Annotated in this window: 14 protein-coding genes; 7 read left to right on the plus strand and 7 right to left on the minus strand. The window is 71.9% G+C overall.

Features of this window, described 5'->3' with window-relative positions:
• Nucleotides 1-81 precede the first annotated feature (81 nt).
• On the plus strand, nt 82-2136 hold the full coding sequence (locus tag CLV63_RS18605) for a bifunctional aldolase/short-chain dehydrogenase (protein WP_106584410.1): 2055 nt from the start codon (nt 82-84) through the stop codon (nt 2134-2136).
• Between the two features lie 407 nt (nt 2137-2543).
• Nucleotides 2544-4004 carry a rhamnulokinase gene (locus CLV63_RS18610; RefSeq protein WP_106584411.1) on the plus strand — a complete coding sequence of 487 codons (1461 nt, stop codon included), beginning with the start codon at nt 2544-2546 and terminating at the stop codon, nt 4002-4004.
• A 271-nt stretch (nt 4005-4275) separates the two neighbouring features.
• On the opposite strand, the gene CLV63_RS18615 is transcribed toward CLV63_RS18610, so the two are convergent.
• Nucleotides 4276-5511 (minus strand): NmrA family NAD(P)-binding protein, encoded by a 1236-nt coding sequence (locus CLV63_RS18615; RefSeq protein WP_146165601.1) that lies wholly within the window; start codon nt 5509-5511, stop codon nt 4276-4278.
• Nucleotides 5512-5606: 95 nt separating this feature from the next.
• Nucleotides 5607-6572, minus strand: coding sequence for a helix-turn-helix domain-containing protein (locus CLV63_RS18620; protein ID WP_106584413.1), 966 nt, complete (start codon nt 6570-6572; stop codon nt 5607-5609).
• Between the two features lie 132 nt (nt 6573-6704).
• Between CLV63_RS18620 and CLV63_RS18625 the strand changes: the two genes are divergently transcribed.
• The 3 genes from CLV63_RS18625 to CLV63_RS18635 all read left to right on the plus strand — a co-directional run bounded on the left by CLV63_RS18625 (nt 6705) and on the right by CLV63_RS18635 (nt 9622).
• Nucleotides 6705-7133, plus strand: a complete 429-nt coding sequence (locus tag CLV63_RS18625) for a hypothetical protein (protein WP_106584414.1) — start codon at nt 6705-6707, stop codon at nt 7131-7133.
• 343 nt (nt 7134-7476) lie between these two features.
• Nucleotides 7477-8655: a methyltransferase domain-containing protein gene (locus tag CLV63_RS18630; RefSeq protein WP_106584415.1), complete on the plus strand. Its 1179-nt coding sequence runs from the start codon at nt 7477-7479 to the stop codon at nt 8653-8655.
• 154 nt (nt 8656-8809) lie between these two features.
• Nucleotides 8810-9622, plus strand: coding sequence for a hypothetical protein (locus CLV63_RS18635; RefSeq protein ID WP_106584416.1), 813 nt, complete (start codon nt 8810-8812; stop codon nt 9620-9622).
• Nucleotides 9623-9671: 49 nt separating this feature from the next.
• Here the strand turns inward: CLV63_RS18635 and CLV63_RS18640 are convergent, their stop codons facing one another.
• From CLV63_RS18640 to CLV63_RS18650, 3 genes are all read right to left on the minus strand, one after another.
• Nucleotides 9672-10061, minus strand: coding sequence for a VOC family protein (locus CLV63_RS18640; protein WP_106584417.1), 390 nt, complete (start codon nt 10059-10061; stop codon nt 9672-9674).
• Between the two features lie 99 nt (nt 10062-10160).
• Nucleotides 10161-10352, minus strand: a complete 192-nt coding sequence (locus CLV63_RS18645) for a DUF397 domain-containing protein (protein ID WP_106584418.1) — start codon at nt 10350-10352, stop codon at nt 10161-10163.
• Nucleotides 10349-11155, minus strand: coding sequence for a helix-turn-helix domain-containing protein (locus tag CLV63_RS18650; protein ID WP_245928898.1), 807 nt, complete (start codon nt 11153-11155; stop codon nt 10349-10351). Before CLV63_RS18650 ends, CLV63_RS18645 begins: the two co-directional genes overlap by 4 nt.
• A 321-nt stretch (nt 11156-11476) precedes the next feature.
• Here CLV63_RS18650 and CLV63_RS18655 point away from each other — a divergent pair, with 321 nt between their 5' ends.
• Complete coding sequence (locus CLV63_RS18655) at nt 11477-12343, plus strand: DUF5753 domain-containing protein (protein WP_106584419.1); 867 nt, start codon at nt 11477-11479, stop codon at nt 12341-12343.
• A 43-nt stretch (nt 12344-12386) separates the two neighbouring features.
• Here CLV63_RS18655 and CLV63_RS18660 read toward each other — a convergent pair whose 3' ends face one another.
• Both CLV63_RS18660 and CLV63_RS18665 read right to left on the minus strand, forming a co-directional pair.
• Nucleotides 12387-13097, minus strand: a complete 711-nt coding sequence (locus CLV63_RS18660; protein ID WP_106584420.1) for an SIMPL domain-containing protein — start codon at nt 13095-13097, stop codon at nt 12387-12389.
• A 313-nt stretch (nt 13098-13410) separates the two neighbouring features.
• A complete protein-coding gene (locus CLV63_RS18665) occupies nt 13411-14022 on the minus strand; it encodes a DUF6879 family protein (protein ID WP_106584421.1) in 612 nt (203 codons plus the stop codon).
• A 213-nt stretch (nt 14023-14235) separates the two neighbouring features.
• Here CLV63_RS18665 and CLV63_RS18670 point away from each other — a divergent pair, with 213 nt between their 5' ends.
• Nucleotides 14236-14643 (plus strand): YciI family protein, encoded by a 408-nt coding sequence (locus tag CLV63_RS18670; protein ID WP_106584422.1) that lies wholly within the window; start codon nt 14236-14238, stop codon nt 14641-14643.
• Nucleotides 14644-14647 lie beyond the last annotated feature (4 nt).

Raw genomic sequence — 14647 nt, forward strand, 5'->3', positions numbered from 1 at the left:
GCGCCCGCGCACCCCCGCACGCCCCCACCGCACCGACGGCTGCACCGCACCGCCCCCGTACCGGCGAGAGAGGACCCCGCAATGGCCACGCACGAGACCCACCCGCAGGTGGCCGCGCTGATCGAGCGCTCGCACCGGCTGGGCGCCGACCCGCGCACCACCAACTACGCGGGCGGCAACACCTCGGCGAAGGGCGCCGCGACCGACCCGGTGACCGGCGGGCCGGTCGACCTGATGTGGGTCAAGGGCTCCGGCGGGGACCTCGGGACGCTCACTGAGGACGGACTGGCGGTCCTGCGGCTCGACCGGCTGCGCGCGCTGCCCGACGCCTACCCCGGCGACGACCGCGAGGACGAGATGGTCGCGGCGTTCGACTACTGCGCGCACGGCAAGGGCGGCGCGGCGCCGTCCATCGACACCGCCATGCACGCGCTGGTCGACGCGGCGCACGTGGACCACCTGCACCCCGATTCCGGGATCGCGCTGGCGTGCGCAGCGGACGGGGAGCGGCTGACGGCCGAGTGCTTCGGCGCCCGCGTCGTGTGGGTGCCGTGGCGCCGCCCGGGGTTCCGGCTCGGCCTCGACATCGCCGCCGTCAAGGACGCGCACCCCGACGCCATCGGGGTGATCCTCGGCGGGCACGGCATCACCGCGTGGGGCGCGACCTCGCAGGAGTGCGAGGCGAACGCCATGGAGATCATCCGCGGCGCCGAGCGGTTCATCGAGTCCGCCGCAGCGGGCGGCGGCCACCCCTTCGGCCCGGAGGTCGACGGCCACGCGCCGCTCCCGGAACGGCAGCGACACGACCGCGCCGCCGCGCTCCTGCCGGTGCTGCGCGGCCTGGCCTCGACGGACACCCCGATGATCGGGCACTACACCGACACAGCGGAGGTCCTGGACTTCCTCGCGCGCGCCGAGCACCCGCGCCTCGCCGCGCTGGGCACCTCCTGCCCCGACCACTTCCTGCGCACCAAGGTCCGCCCCATGGTCCTGGACGCCGGCCCTCACACGCCCCTGGCGGAGGCGGTCGCGCGGCTGCGCGAACTGCACGCCGCCTACCGGGACGACTACCGCGCCTACTACGAGCGCCACGCCGGACCCGGGTCGCCGCCCATGCGCGGCGCCGACCCCGCGATCGTGCTGGTCCCCGGTGTCGGCATGTTCTCCTTCGGCAGGGACGCCCAGACGGCGCGGGTCGCGGGGGAGTTCTACGCCAACGCGGTCAACGTGATGCGCGGCGCGGAGACCGTCTCCGACTATGCCCCGATCGAGGAGGCGGAGAAGTTCCGGATCGAGTACTGGGCGCTGGAGGAGGCGAAGCTCGCCCGGATGCCCGCCCCGAAGCCGCTGGCGGCCCGGGTCGCGTTCGTCACCGGCGGCGGGTCGGGGATCGGGCGCGCCACCGCCCGCCGCCTCGCAGCGGAGGGCGCGTGCGTGGTGGTGGCCGACCGCGACGCCGAGTCCGCCGCAGCGGTCGCGGCGGAGATCGGCACGGCCGACACGGCGGTGCCGGTGACCGTCGACGTCACCGACGAGGCGCAGATCGCGGCGGCGCTGCGGGCGGCGGTGCTCGCCTTCGGAGGGGTCGACCTGGTGGTCAACAACGCGGGGCTGTCGCTGTCGCGCCCGCTGCTGGAGACCAGCGCCGCCGACTGGGACGTCCAGCACGGGGTCATGGCGCGCGGCTCCTTCCTGGTGGCGCGCGAGGCCGCCCGCGTCCTCATCGACCAGGGGATGGGCGGCGACATCGTCTACATCTCCAGCAAGAACGGCGTGGTCGCCGGGCCCGACAACATCGCCTACGGTGCGGCAAAGGCCGACCAGGCCCACCAGGTCCGGCTCCTCGCAGCGGAGTTGGGCGGGCACGGGGTGCGGGTGAACGGGGTCAACCCCGACGGGGTGGTGCGCGGCTCCGGCATCTTCGCCGGCGGGTGGGGCGCCCGCCGCGCCGCCGTCTACGGGGTGGCGGAGGCCGACCTCGGCGCGTTCTACGCCCAGCGGACCCTGCTCAAACGGGAGGTCCTGCCGGAGCACGTCGCCGCCGCCGTGTTCGCCCTGACCAGCGGGAACCTTGGCCACACGACGGGCCTCCACATCCCGGTCGACGCGGGAGTCCCCGCGGCCTTCCTCCGCTAGCCCCCCACCATGCCCACGGCCACGGACCCCGGGAACGCCGCGCGCCGCCGCACTGCCGCAGCGCGCCGCCGCCCGTCGACGCCAAGGATCGCCACTGCGCGGAGCGGGCGCAGACGCCCGAGGGCGAGGGCGTCCTTGACCCCAGAGAACGTTGCCCAGGCTTCCCGGCAGCCTTGCCCAGGTTCGCTGTGGGGAAGGGCGCTCTCGGCACCTCCCCCCGGCGCCTCGGCACCTGCCCGCAGCGCCTCGGCTCCAGGGCAACGCCGAAATCCGCCCGGAACGTCAAAGGCAGCGGAGCAGCGTGCGGCACCACCATCGCTCAGGGCACCGAACCCTGGATCCCGGACACCGCAATGGTGGGTCCGGCGATGGACCGCGCCCTCTCGAAAACGACGAGGTGAGGACCCATGACCACACGGCCTGATGGCATCTTCGCGGCGGTCGATCTCGGCGCGTCCAGTGGACGCGTGGTCGTGGGGCGGGTCGGTCCGGGCACGCTCGATCCGACGGAGGTGCACCGGTTCGCCAACGAGCCGGTGCGGCTGCCCAGCGGCCTCCACTGGGACGTCCTCGGCCTCTACCGGGAGGTCCTGCGCGGCCTGAGCGCCGCGGCGGCGCACGGGCCCGAGTCCGTCGGCATCGACTCCTGGGCGGTCGACTACGGGCTGCTGGACGCCGACGGCGCGCTGATCGGCGCCCCTTTCCACTACCGCGACACCCGGACCGACACCGCGGCGCGCGCCGTCGTGGCGCAGATCGGCGCCACCGAGCTCTACGCGGCGAACGGCCTCCAGTACCTGCCGTTCAACACGATCTTCCAGCTGGCGGCCTCGCGCGGCACCAGCGCCGTGCGCGGCGCCCGCACCCTGCTGCTCATCCCCGACCTGCTCGGCTACTGGCTGACGGGGGAGCGGGGTGCCGAGATCACCAACGCCTCGACAACGGGCCTCCTGGACGTCGCGGGGCGCCGCTGGTCGGCGGAGCTGGCGGAGACGGTGCGGCTCCCTCGCGGGCTGCTGCCCGACCTGCGCGAACCGGGGGACACCGTCGGCCCGCTCCTCGCCGAGCCGCGGCGGGCCACCGGCCTGGACGGTGTCCCGGTGGTGGCGGTCGCCTCCCACGACACCGCCTCCGCTGTGCTGGGCGTCCCGGCCGAGACCGCGCACTTCGGCTATCTCTCGTGCGGGACGTGGTCCCTGGCGGGGGTGGAACTCGACGCCCCCGTCCGCACCGAGGCTGCGCGCGCGGCGAACTTCACCAACGAGCTGGGCGCCGAGGGCACCACCCGGTTCCTGCGCAACATCATGGGCCTGTGGCTGGTGCAGGAGAGCCTGCGCACGTGGGGCGTTGAGGCCGGGGCCCTACCGGGGCTGCTGGCCGAGGCGGAGCGGGCCGAACCGTTCGCCGCCGTGATCGATCCCGACGATCCGCGGTTCCTCCCGCCGGGCGACATGCCCGCACGCATCGCCGAGTTCCTGCGCGAAACCGGGCAGCGGCCCCCCGCCACCCGCGCGGCCCTGCTGCGCTGCGTCCTGGAGAGCCTCGCGCTCGCGCACCGGTCGGCCATCCGGAGCGCGGCGCGGCTGTCGGGGCACCGGGTCGACGTCGTCCACCTGGTGGGCGGCGGCGCGCGCAACACGCTGCTGTGCCAGATGACGGCCGACGCGCTGGGCCTGCCCGTCCTCGCGGGCCCGGTGGAGGCCACCGCGATCGGCAACCTCCTGGTCCAGGCCCGCGCGGCGGGCCAGGTCGGCGACCGGTGGGCCGCCCGCGGCCTGGTCGCCGACGCCCACCGCCCCCGCCGGTTCGAGCCTGCGGGCGACGCGCGGGCGTGGGACGCGGCCGCGCGGCGGATCGCCGCCGGATGACCCGCGGCACGTCCGGACGCCCCGGGGCGCGTCGGGACGCCCCGGGGGCGCCGGGTACCACCGTCCGCGCCGTTGACTTCAAGCGTGGGTTGTGGCCTCGGCCTCATGCCGGGGTGCAGGCCGAGAGCGTCCTTGCCCCCAGCGGACGTGGGCAAGGCTGCCGGAAAGCCTGGCTCCTTTCCCCTGGGGTCACGGACGCCCTCGCCCCGGACCCTCGCCTTGGGACACCCTCGCCTCTGGACGATCGGACACCGGTACCACCAGGCCCCCGCTATTGGACGACCTGGGGTTCATCGAAGTAGTGGACCTCCTCGCGCACGATGGACCCGTCGGCGACCGTGTACAGCGACATCTTCGTCGTCGAGTGGCGCTTGCCCGTGGGCGTGTAGGTCTCATCGAAGGTGAAGCGGACGGCGAACCGCTCCGCTGCGAGGTACGGGCCGTCGACGTCGACGCTGTGGATGTCGTAGTCGCCGGTGAGCCGCTCGGCGTTCGCCATGATGTCCTCGATGCCGCGCACCTCCACGTGCTCCCCGCCCGTCTCCAACGGGGCGACGCGCACCATCTCGGGTGACATGACGCGCATGGCCCGTTCGAGGTCGAGCGCCCGGAACGCGGCGACGTACGTCTCGGCGACCTCCGCGGTGCTCGGCCGGAACGCGGCGGCGTGGTCGGCGGCCCAGTCGGCGAAGGAGCGCGCGGCGGTCCCGGTCACCTCGTGCACGGTGTCGGTGACGGGCTCCGGGTCGGTCACCAGGGACGCCCAGTAGTCGAGGGCGCCGTCCACGATGGCGCCGTCGCCCCAATCGGGGAGCATCTGCTCGCGGGCGACCTCGCGGGGCAGCTCCTCCAGGCGCGCGTCCCTGCCGACGACCTCGCCGATGGTGCGGACCTGCTCGGTCTGGGTCAGCGCCGCGGGGCCGGTGAGGAGGTACTTCGCGCCGGTGTGCCCGTCCTCGGTCAGCGCGCGCACCGCGACGGCAGCGATGTCGCGCTCGTGGATCATGGAGCGGGCCGCTTCGGCGTAGGGTTCGCGCACCGGGCGGTCCGCGCGGATGTCCGCGGCCCAGCCCAGCGCGTTGGCGGCGAACCCGACGGGACGCAGGAAGGTCCACTCCAGCCCGGTGGCCTCGATCGCCAACTCGACCGCGCCGAAGGAGTTGTGCGCGCCCCCGTCGTCCTGCGCGCCGTGCGCGGAGAGGTAGACGACGCGGCGGGCGTGCGCGGCGACCGCCGCGACGACCGGGGCGACGGTGTCGGCCGAGTAGAACGGCCAGACGAGGAACACCGAGTGGACGCCGTCCAGTGCGGCGGCGAGCCCCTCAGGCTCGGTCAGGTCGCCTCGGACGACGTCGACCCCGTCGGGGAGGGCGGCGGCATCCGGGTCCCGGGCGAGCGCCCGGACGGGTGTGCCCTCGCTGTGCAGTTGCGCGACGACGTGCCGGCCGACGTTGCCGGTCGCGCCGATGACAAGGATCGTGTTCTGCTCGCCCATTGGTCTGTCCATCCATTGGATCCGACGGTCGCACCGGGGTTTCGCCCGGTGGCGAGGGCCCTGTCGGGGCCCATGCGCACATCCTCTGACCTGAACAAGACTTGAGGTCAACCCGGTGTGGCCGGAGTCGCGGGGGGCGGTGTCACGGGGGGCGGTGTCACGGGGGTCGGAGTCACAGGGGCCGGAGTCGCAGCCGACGACTCCCCGGCGTCGTCGCCCGCCGCTCCGGCCAACCCGCGAAGCGCCTGGGCCGTGAAGTCGTCCAGCGGGTAGAACAGCTCGATCGCCAGCTCGGACAGCGTCACATCGGCGGGGGCGCCGAACGTGGCCATGGTGCTGAACATCGACAGCTCGCCCATGGGTGTGCGGACCCGCAGCGGGACCTGCACCGGGCTCGGCCGCGCGGCCGGGGCACCGGTGTCAGGGGGTCCGGCGCCAGGGGATGCGGCGTCCGAGGGTGCGGTGTCGGGGACATCGGGGACATCGGGCATGGGGTACCGCCGGACCTCCTCGTACAGCGCCAGCAGTTCGGCGTCCCCGGTGGCGTTGACCTGGCGGTGCAGCCGTTCGAGGAAGAGGGCACGGACCTCGCCGAGGTTCGCCAGCCGTGACGACAGCCCCTCGGGGTGCAGCGTCAGCCGGAACACGTTCGGCCGCGGCTCCAGGAGGTGCGGCGGTATGCCGTCCATGAGAACGGACATGGCGCGGTTGCCGGTCAGCACGTTCCAGCAGCGGTCGACCACGACGGCGGGGTACGGCTCGTGCGTGGTCAGCATCATGTCGAGCGCGGAGCGGACCGACGCCATGTACGCGTCGTCAATGCTGCTCTCCGGGTACTCCGGGCCGAAGCCCGCCGCCAGCAACAGGGTGTTGCGCTCGCGCAGGGGGACGTCCAGCACAGCGGACAGGCGCAGCACCATCGCCCTGCTCGGCCGTGCGCGGCCGGTCTCCACACAGGACAGGTGCCGCGCGGAGCTCTCCGCCAGCAGGGCGAGATCGAGCTGGCTGAGCCTGCGGCGCTGCCGCCACTCCCGCAGCAGGACACCCACCCGGGACGGCTGTTCTGCATCCATACCCGGAGGATATGCCCGGCCGATCATCGCCTCCATGACCTCACAGGTCATTGAGTGTGTGACCCCAACGCTGTCAGCGTGTCTCGCGACAAGGGGGTCCGCCCGGATCCCCTACGGAGCGAGGAGGCCCACATGACGACCACGACCATCCGGCGCCCTGCGGTCGGCGGCACCGGATCGGAGCTGCTGCGCACCATCCTGCGGGTCGACGGCTGGAGCACCGGCGTGTTCGGCGCCGTCATGCTCGCCGGCGCCGTGTCGCTGAGCGGACCGCTCGGCCTGCCGACGTCCTGGTCGATCCCCTTCGGGGTCGCCATGCTGGGCGGGGCCGCCGCGCTCGCCCTCATCGCGGGCTACCCGCGGATCCCGGTGCGCCTCGCCGCGACCGTCGTCGCGGGGAACGCGCTGTCCGGCGCGGCGCTGCTCGTCATCACGTTCACGGGGATCGTGCCGCTCACCGGCCTGGGGATCGCGTTCATGGTGGTCGGGGCGCTGGTGGTCGCGGTGTTCGCGGGGTTCGAGTACTTCGGGCTCCGGCGCGCGCAGGGCGCCGGGCGCTGACCCGTCCGGCGGGGTCGGCCCCGAACAGCGGGTGCCGACCAGCGGCGGCACCGCCGCGCCCACGGCGGTGCCGGACGGCGACGGGCCCGCATCGGAATAGGAACAAGAATCCCGCGTAGTCATCCCCGGCCAGGACCGCCCGATTTCCCGGACACGACGCATTCGGCCGGTTAGCTTCGACTGTGGAAGACCCCTTATCCACGAAGGCCCTTTCCACGAAGACCCTCTACCCACGCTGGAGGCCGCCGGTGGGCAAGCACGAGGATTCGAGCAACCAGGACGGCCACAAGCCTGAGAAGCCCATCCCGCCGCCGCCCCCACCGGAGCCGAAGAAGGGCGCGTAGTGGCAGGTTCGAGGCCCGGCGTCCCCGGCGTCCTCGGCGCCTCCGACTCCGCCAATGTCCCCGGCGCCGCGCCGCCGGAATGGCGGCCGGTCTTCGCTCGGGTACCGCGCGCGTCCTTCATCCCCGCGGTGATCTGGGACGACGACCGCCGCGTCGTCCGCCGCGACCGGGAACCCGACCGGTGGGCCGCACTCGTCCGCCGCGACGCCCCGGTCATCACCCAGCTCGACGACGGCGACGCCTCCGGCCGCGGGTACGTCTCCTCGTCCGCGTCCATGCCCACCGTCGTCGCGATGATGCTGGCCGAACTCGACGTCGCCGACGGCATGCGCGTGCTGGAGATCGGCACGGGCACCGGGTGGAACACGGCGCTGCTCGCCGCCCGCCTCGGCAGCGAGAACGTCACCTCGGTGGAGATCGACCCCGCCCTGGCCGCGGCCGCCCGCCGGTCGTTGGCCGATGCGGGCTTCCGACCCACCGTGGCGACGGCCGACGGGATGGCCGGGTGGCCCGAGAACGCCCCTTACGACCGGGTCATCGCCACCGCTGCCGTGCAGCGTGTGCCGTACGCCTGGGTGGCGCAGACCCGGCCGGGCGGGCTGGTCCTCACACCGTGGGGCACCGCGTTCCACAACGGAACGCTCCTGCGCCTCCGCGTGCACGGCGACGGCACCGGCAGCGGACGGTTCGGGGCCGACGTCGGGTTCATGTGGACCCGGTCGGAGCGCACCCCGCACGGCTCGGTCGAGGAGCGGGTCCTCCCCGAGCACGACTCCGACGCGTCAACGACCGAACTCCACCCCTACGAGCCCGTCGGCGACTTCGACGCGAGCTTCGCCATCGGCCTGCGCGTCCCCGCGATGCTGTCGACCGTGGTGCACGACGGACCCGCCGCCGACAACCGGTTCACCGTCTACCTGATGGATCCCGCCACCGGATCCTGGGCGTCGTGGCGTGTCACCCCGGAGACCCACGGCTCCTACCAGGTGCGCCAGCACGGCCGCCGCCGGCTCTTCGCCGAACTCGCCGCCGCATGGCGCTGGTGGGAGGGGGCCGGGCGCCCCGGCGTCGACCGGTTCGGGCTCACCGTCACCCGGGACGGCCAGTACACCTGGCTCGACCACCCGGAAACCCCCATCGGCCCGCCAACGGACGAGCGGCCGCACCCACCCCGCTGACCTTTCCGCTGCGCCCACGTCAGCGGCCGGGTTATGGTCCGAGATCGGACGCGGCGCCGTGCGGGCGCGGGGGCTGCTGCCGTGCCCCCGCCAGCAGCCTTCGCCTGGTGCACCGGTGCCCAATGGTGAGTCATGGTGAGTCGCAGGAGGCCGAGTGGAGTCCTTGCCGCAGGTGCTGTGGATCGGCGGGCCGCCCGGGGCCGGGAAGACGACGGTTGCCCGGCGGATCGCGCGGCGGTACGGCGTGCGCTGGTACAACTCCGACGCCCACACCTGGGAGCACCGCGATCGGGCTGTGCGGGCCGGGAACCCCGCCGCCCGCCGGTTCGAGTCGCTGATGCCGGACGCGCGCGCCGCGGAGCCGCCCGAAGCCCAGTTGGCGATGTCCCTGCACGCCGAGCGGGGCCCGATGACGGTCGAGGACCTGCGCGCGCTCCCGCCGTCGCCGCTGACCATCGCCGAGGGGACGCAGGTGGTGCCCGGCATGCTCCCGCCGGGGAGCAGCGCGGTGTGGCTGATGCCGTCCGACGAGGTCCAGCGCGTCCGGCTCGACGGGCGGCACGGCCCGAGCAAGGCGCCTGCGCTCTACCGCCTGCTGGGGCGGACGATCGCAGCGGAGGTGCGGGAGGCGGGCGCCCGCACGGTCGACGTGGACGGGCTTGGTGTCGAGGAGGCGATCGCGGCGGTCGAGGGCGCTTTCGCTCGGCGCCTCGCGGAGGGCCCGCGGGCGGCGACCGCCGAGGAGCGCCGCCGGCTCCTGCGCTACGCCAACCGCGCCGTCGTCGCCCAAATCAAGGGGGCCTTCACCCGCCCATGGTTCACCGGCGATCCTGCCGACGCGGTCGCGGTCTTCGACTGCGAGTGCGCCCGGCCCGACTGCGACGCACTGGTGGAGTGCGTGCTCGCCGACGGCCCGACCGATGACACCGGCCCGCCGCTCCTCGCGCCGGGTCATCGGGCGGCGTGAGCCCGGATCCGGTCAGGTCGCGGCACCGGGCGGCGCATTCGGCTGCGGGTCAGGTCGCGGCGCGTTCGGCGTCGTTGCGCAGGATGCAGAACTCATTGCCCTCGGGGTCGGCGAGAATCACCCACCCGGTTCCGTCGGCATGGCGCCGGTCATCGACCTCGGTCGCGCCCAGCGCCAGCAGCCGCGCGAGTTCCGCGTCGCGGCGGCCCTCGACCGGCATGAGGTCGAGGTGAATGCGGTTCTTCACCTGCTTGGAATCGGGGACCTCGATGAACAGCAGCCGCTGGCCGCCGTCAGGAGCGAAGATCATGCACTCCTCGTGACCGGGCAAGTTGGGGTCGTCCGGGTCCTCGGCGAAGCCGAGTACGTGGCCCCAGAACACCGACTGCGCGTAGGCGTCGTGGGAGTCGAAGGAGGTGTGCGAGATGAAAGCCGTCATCCGCAGACCATGCGACAGCGAACCATCCACCGTCCACCCATTTACACGAGTAGGCCCTCCGCCTGGTGCAAGGGATGGGAGGGCCCGCCCGACGCTGTACTACAGCTCGCCGGTTGCCGCGGCGTCGATGAAGGCGCGGAACTCGGCCGCGTCGAATGCCAGGTGTCCGGCGCTGCGGTTCTGCGTGTCGCGGACCAGGACGTGTTCGGTCAGGTCCGCGACCTCGACACACTCGCCACCGGTGTTGTTGCTGTAGCTGGACTTGCGCCACGTGTGGGCGTGGGCGTTCATGAGAACTCTCCTTCGATATCCGCGATCAGTCGCCGGGATGCTGCTGGGGGGAGGCCGAAGGCCATCAGATCTGAGAACGCCCTCTGATAGTCATCGACCGCGTCCTGATCCATGGTCGGGTATCCCACGCGGCGCGTTTCCGTGTACAGCAGCCAACCGCTGTTCGGTATCGCATAGAGCGTGAAGGCGTTGGACATTCCGGGGTGGTACTCGGTCTCGTATGGGATTACCTGAACCGTGACGTTCGGCTTGTCGCAGGATTCCAGCAGCTTCACCAACTGCTTGCGCATCGTCTCACGACCACCGATCGGCCGCCGCAGAGAGCCCCCATCGAGGACTGCAAGCAAGCGCGGAGCCCGTTCACCCTCCAGGATGACCTGGCGGTCGAGTCGACCGCGGACTAGCTCCTCGATTCGGGAATGCGATTCGTTGGGCAGGCCCGCGATGAGCAGCGCGCGCATGTAGTCCTCGGCTTGGAGCATGCCGGGGATCACCAGGGGATGATAATTCCGGATCTCCGTCGCGGCCTTCTCCCGCTTGGCACCCTCGCGGTACCAGAGCGGCAGGCCCGAGTCGGACGAGGTGTCCCACGCGCTCGCCAGAGCGCCACCGGTGCCGAGCGTCCGGTCGATTCGCTCCATATGGTCCCGTTTGATACCTCGGATGCCGCGCTCCATTGCACTGAGCATCGTGGGCGAAAGCGAGATGCGTTTCGCCAATTCTTCGAGCGACAGCCCAGCCCTTTCCCGCGATGCGCGAATCTTGACACCGAGATTCACCCACCGCAGCTTGGCTTCTTGCACCGTAACCGCACTCCTCTGTACTCCTCAAACACCATCACCCCCGCCCTTAACCTTCCCATGAACCTTAGGGTCGAATCTATGGAATTCACTAATGTGTGCAGTCAGAGTTGGTAGCCAAGTCAGACGGCAGCGCACAGAAGTCAATGTCCCAATCTGAAGAGGGAACGCCACAACGGGCCTGTGCGCGCCATTCTGAACCGACTTATTGGCACGAGAGGTCCTGTCATGCACGAGAGCCCCCCGAACCGGCGTCCACCCGTCCAGGACCGCAGGGTTCCACCGTCTGCACAGCCTGCACCCTGGTCCGAGTTCGCGCGTGCGTTGCGTCAAGCGCGGGAGAAAGCGCAGCTCTGCCCCGAAGACCTCGCCGATCTGGCGAAGACCTCCGCGACGTTCTTCACCCAGGCCGAGGAGGGAGAGGAGGACCCCGGCCGGTTCCTTGTCGAATGCGCGGACCGCGACCTGAACCAGAGAGGAGCCCTACTGGACCTGTGGGCCCGCACCTACATCGCCGTTCACGCCGCCGCCAGGACGGCCGTCGACCGGTTCCAGTCCGAGGCCCGGCACATCCGCGACTACCAGCCGCTCATGATCCCCGAGTTCCTGCACACCTCCGCTTACGCCCGCGCGGTGGCCGAAGCCGAGGTCGGTTCCGACTCGGAGTCCAACGCGAGCCTGCGCAGCCTGCACTACGCCGACCACGGGCCGCCGTCCCTGTGCCTGATCGTGGACGAGACCGCGATCCGGCGGACGGTGGGCACTCACGACATCACGCACGAACAACTCAAACGTCTGCACAGTGCTGCGCAGCGACCGCACGTGAGCCTGCACATCATCGCCCGCACCACCCGGCGTCATCCGGGCCTGCGCGCCCCGGCCCGCACCTTGACCTTCGGACGGCGGCGCACCATCGCCTACGCCGACCACGCCACGGGCCCCGGCGCGCTGATCACCGAACCGGGCCGGGTCCAGGACTATTGCGACCTGCTGGCCGCGTTGCAGGGCGCGGCCCTGCCCGTCGATGACTCGCTCGCGCTGCTGGACGATGCCATCGGCACGCCGAAGCGGCGCGCGATCACCACCGGCTCGGGCCCCGACCCCCTTGCACCGCACTACGCGGGCAGGACCGGTGCACCCGCGCCCCCTTGGTCCAGCGAGAAGTCCCGCGAGCAGACCAGCCCCGTCTGAACCGTGCAGCGGCCGGTGCGGTTCCCGCACCGGCCACCGCACGCTATCCGTGCAGGCCGGTCGGGGCGGTGATCTCGAACGTGGCCTCCAACTGGGCGGAGATCTCGATGGTGCCCGGGTCGAGGTCGATGGAGAGTTCCTCCGGCGCGGACCTCGCCCCGCTGGGCGCAGCCGGCGCGGCCCCGTAGGACAGGGCCTGCTGCCGAGGCCGGGATTCGGCGGAACTCATCCCGGTGTCGGCCAACTCGACCAGCCCGCTGATGTCGGCGCCCAGCGCCTGGGCGTAGTCGCGGGCCCGCTCCAGCGCGGCGCCCACCGCCTGCTGCCGTACCTGCCGGTGGACGGGCGATCCGTTGCGCAGCGCCCGCCAGGGCCCGGAAACGAGCACCATGTCCTGCTCTGCAAGCCACGGCAGCAGTTCCCCGAGGGCGGTGAAGTCGCGGGCGGTCCCGTGCAGCCGGGTGGAGCCGTCGAACGCGCGCTCGCGCTCCACCTTGCGCCGGTCGCGCCGCGGGTAGACAGCGAAGGTGCCCGTGGTCAGCTCCTCGATTGCGTCGCCCATACCGAGGATGCGCTCGCGGATTTTCGCCGTGTGCTCAGTGAGGCGCTCCAGCGTGCGGCGGCGGTCCTTGCCGACGGAGTTCACGGTGACGTGGAACCGCGCGATCTCCGGCTCCACCTCCATCCGGGCGACCCCGCGCACCCGCACAACGGGCGCGGCGGAGGCGGGCGTGTTCGTCGGCGACTCGGTCATGACTACTCCCACATCGACCCTCGGCCCCCGACCCCCGGTGGCCCAAAGCCCGAATGGTACCCACGCCCGATCCGAAGGCGCATGGCGCCGAGTCCATGACGCGGTGCGCCCCGCTCACCCTCAACGGCCCGCGACAAGCCCAGACCGCCGCTCCGCGCGGCCTTTCCCACCGCGGTCCTGGGCGGGGTCGTGGCTATGCGCGGATCGCCGACTCGGGGTGTGGACTCGGCTTCATTGCGGGGGCGGAGGCCGAGATCGTCCTTGGCCGCAGCTGACCTGGCCAAGCCCTGGGCACAGGGCCGCCGTCCTCCATTCATACAGAAGCTGGAGGAGGGGGCAGAGGTGCGATCTCGCGGTGGAAGAAGTCGAGGAGCGGCTCGCCTGTTGCGAACAGGTCGGCGAGTTCAGCGATGCATTCGGTGATCACATCGGGGGCGTCGATCCGCCACGCGCCGCACGCGGTCCCAGTGGTGTCATAGCGGACCATGTAGAGCACTCGGTCGCCGAGGATGACGATCTCCGGCAACGGTCGGTGCCGCTCCAGATGCACGACGTCAGGTACCCGAAGCACGCGAAGGGTCTGCCCGGCTTCTGCGAGGAGGCGCAAGAACTGCATCTCCCACTGGAGGTAGGGGCTGACGGGTTTCTCGACGACCCGGATGCGCCGGGTCTCGACTCCGGTTTCGCGGTCTTTCGCCGCCATGGCTTCGGCCTCGACCCGGTCGGCTGCGTTCAGTTCCAGGGCCCGGCCCCAATCACCTGCCGCGAACGCCTCCCAACTCGCATCGCCCGGCTCTCGAAAGGTCTGCCCTCGCTCCAGTTTCCAGAACACGCCATTGACCTGCCCGTACTCGCGCCAGTAGTCAGCAAGGTAGGCGTCTCGCTCAAGAAGCGTGGCCGGAAGCTCGCTGACCCGCTCAAGCATCGGTGATCTCCTTCTTGGTTGCGGTCGACGCGACACAGGGGGATCATCGTGTGCCCTCGTGGGCTCAGTTTGGACTCGGCCAACGCGGGGCGCCGCCAGGATCGATGACGAAGTTCGAAAAAGTTCGGGCGGTGATGTCGAGAACCCGTGCCCGGCTTCGTCTCCGCTGTGAACGCGACCACAATGGTCGCACCAGCACCGAGGAGAACCACGATGGCCAAGTACCTGCTTCTCAAGCACTACCGCGGCGCCCCTGCCCCGGTGAACGACGTGCCCATGGACCAGTGGACTCCGGACGAGATCTCGGCCCACATGCAGTACATGAGGGACTTCGCGACCCGGCTCGAAGGGACCGGCGAGTTCGTCGACGGCCAGGCGCTCGCCCCCGAGGGGACGTTCGTCCGCTACGACGGCGAAGGCCGCCCGCCGGTCACCGACGGTCCGTTCGCCGAGACCAAGGACCTCATCGCCGGCTGGATGGTCCTCGACGTCGACAGCTACGAGCGCGCCATCGAACTGGCGGGGGAACTGTCGGCCGCCCCAGGGGCGGGCGGGAAGCCGATCCACGAGTGGTTGGAGGTGCGCCCGTTCCTGGCCGCGCCGCCCACCATCTCGGAGTGACATC

The sequence above is a fragment of the Murinocardiopsis flavida genome (genome assembly GCF_003014485.1).
In the GTDB taxonomy this organism is placed as follows: Bacteria; Actinomycetota; Actinomycetes; order Streptosporangiales; family Streptosporangiaceae; genus Murinocardiopsis; species Murinocardiopsis flavida.

Coding starts and splice junctions, on each gene's coding strand:
- CLV63_RS18605 (WP_106584410.1), top strand. CDS start 82: ATGGCCACGCACGAGACCCACCCGCAGGTGGCCGCGCTGATCGAGCGC.
- CLV63_RS18610 (WP_106584411.1), top strand. CDS start 2,544: ATGACCACACGGCCTGATGGCATCTTCGCGGCGGTCGATCTCGGCGCG.
- CLV63_RS18615 (WP_146165601.1), bottom strand. CDS start 5,511: ATGGACAGACCAATGGGCGAGCAGAACACGATCCTTGTCATCGGCGCG.
- CLV63_RS18620 (WP_106584413.1), bottom strand. CDS start 6,572: ATGGATGCAGAACAGCCGTCCCGGGTGGGTGTCCTGCTGCGGGAGTGG.
- CLV63_RS18625 (WP_106584414.1), top strand. CDS start 6,705: ATGACGACCACGACCATCCGGCGCCCTGCGGTCGGCGGCACCGGATCG.
- CLV63_RS18640 (WP_106584417.1), bottom strand. CDS start 10,061: ATGACGGCTTTCATCTCGCACACCTCCTTCGACTCCCACGACGCCTAC.
- CLV63_RS18645 (WP_106584418.1), bottom strand. CDS start 10,352: ATGAACGCCCACGCCCACACGTGGCGCAAGTCCAGCTACAGCAACAAC.
- CLV63_RS18660 (WP_106584420.1), bottom strand. CDS start 13,097: ATGACCGAGTCGCCGACGAACACGCCCGCCTCCGCCGCGCCCGTTGTG.
- CLV63_RS18665 (WP_106584421.1), bottom strand. CDS start 14,022: ATGCTTGAGCGGGTCAGCGAGCTTCCGGCCACGCTTCTTGAGCGAGAC.
- CLV63_RS18670 (WP_106584422.1), top strand. CDS start 14,236: ATGGCCAAGTACCTGCTTCTCAAGCACTACCGCGGCGCCCCTGCCCCG.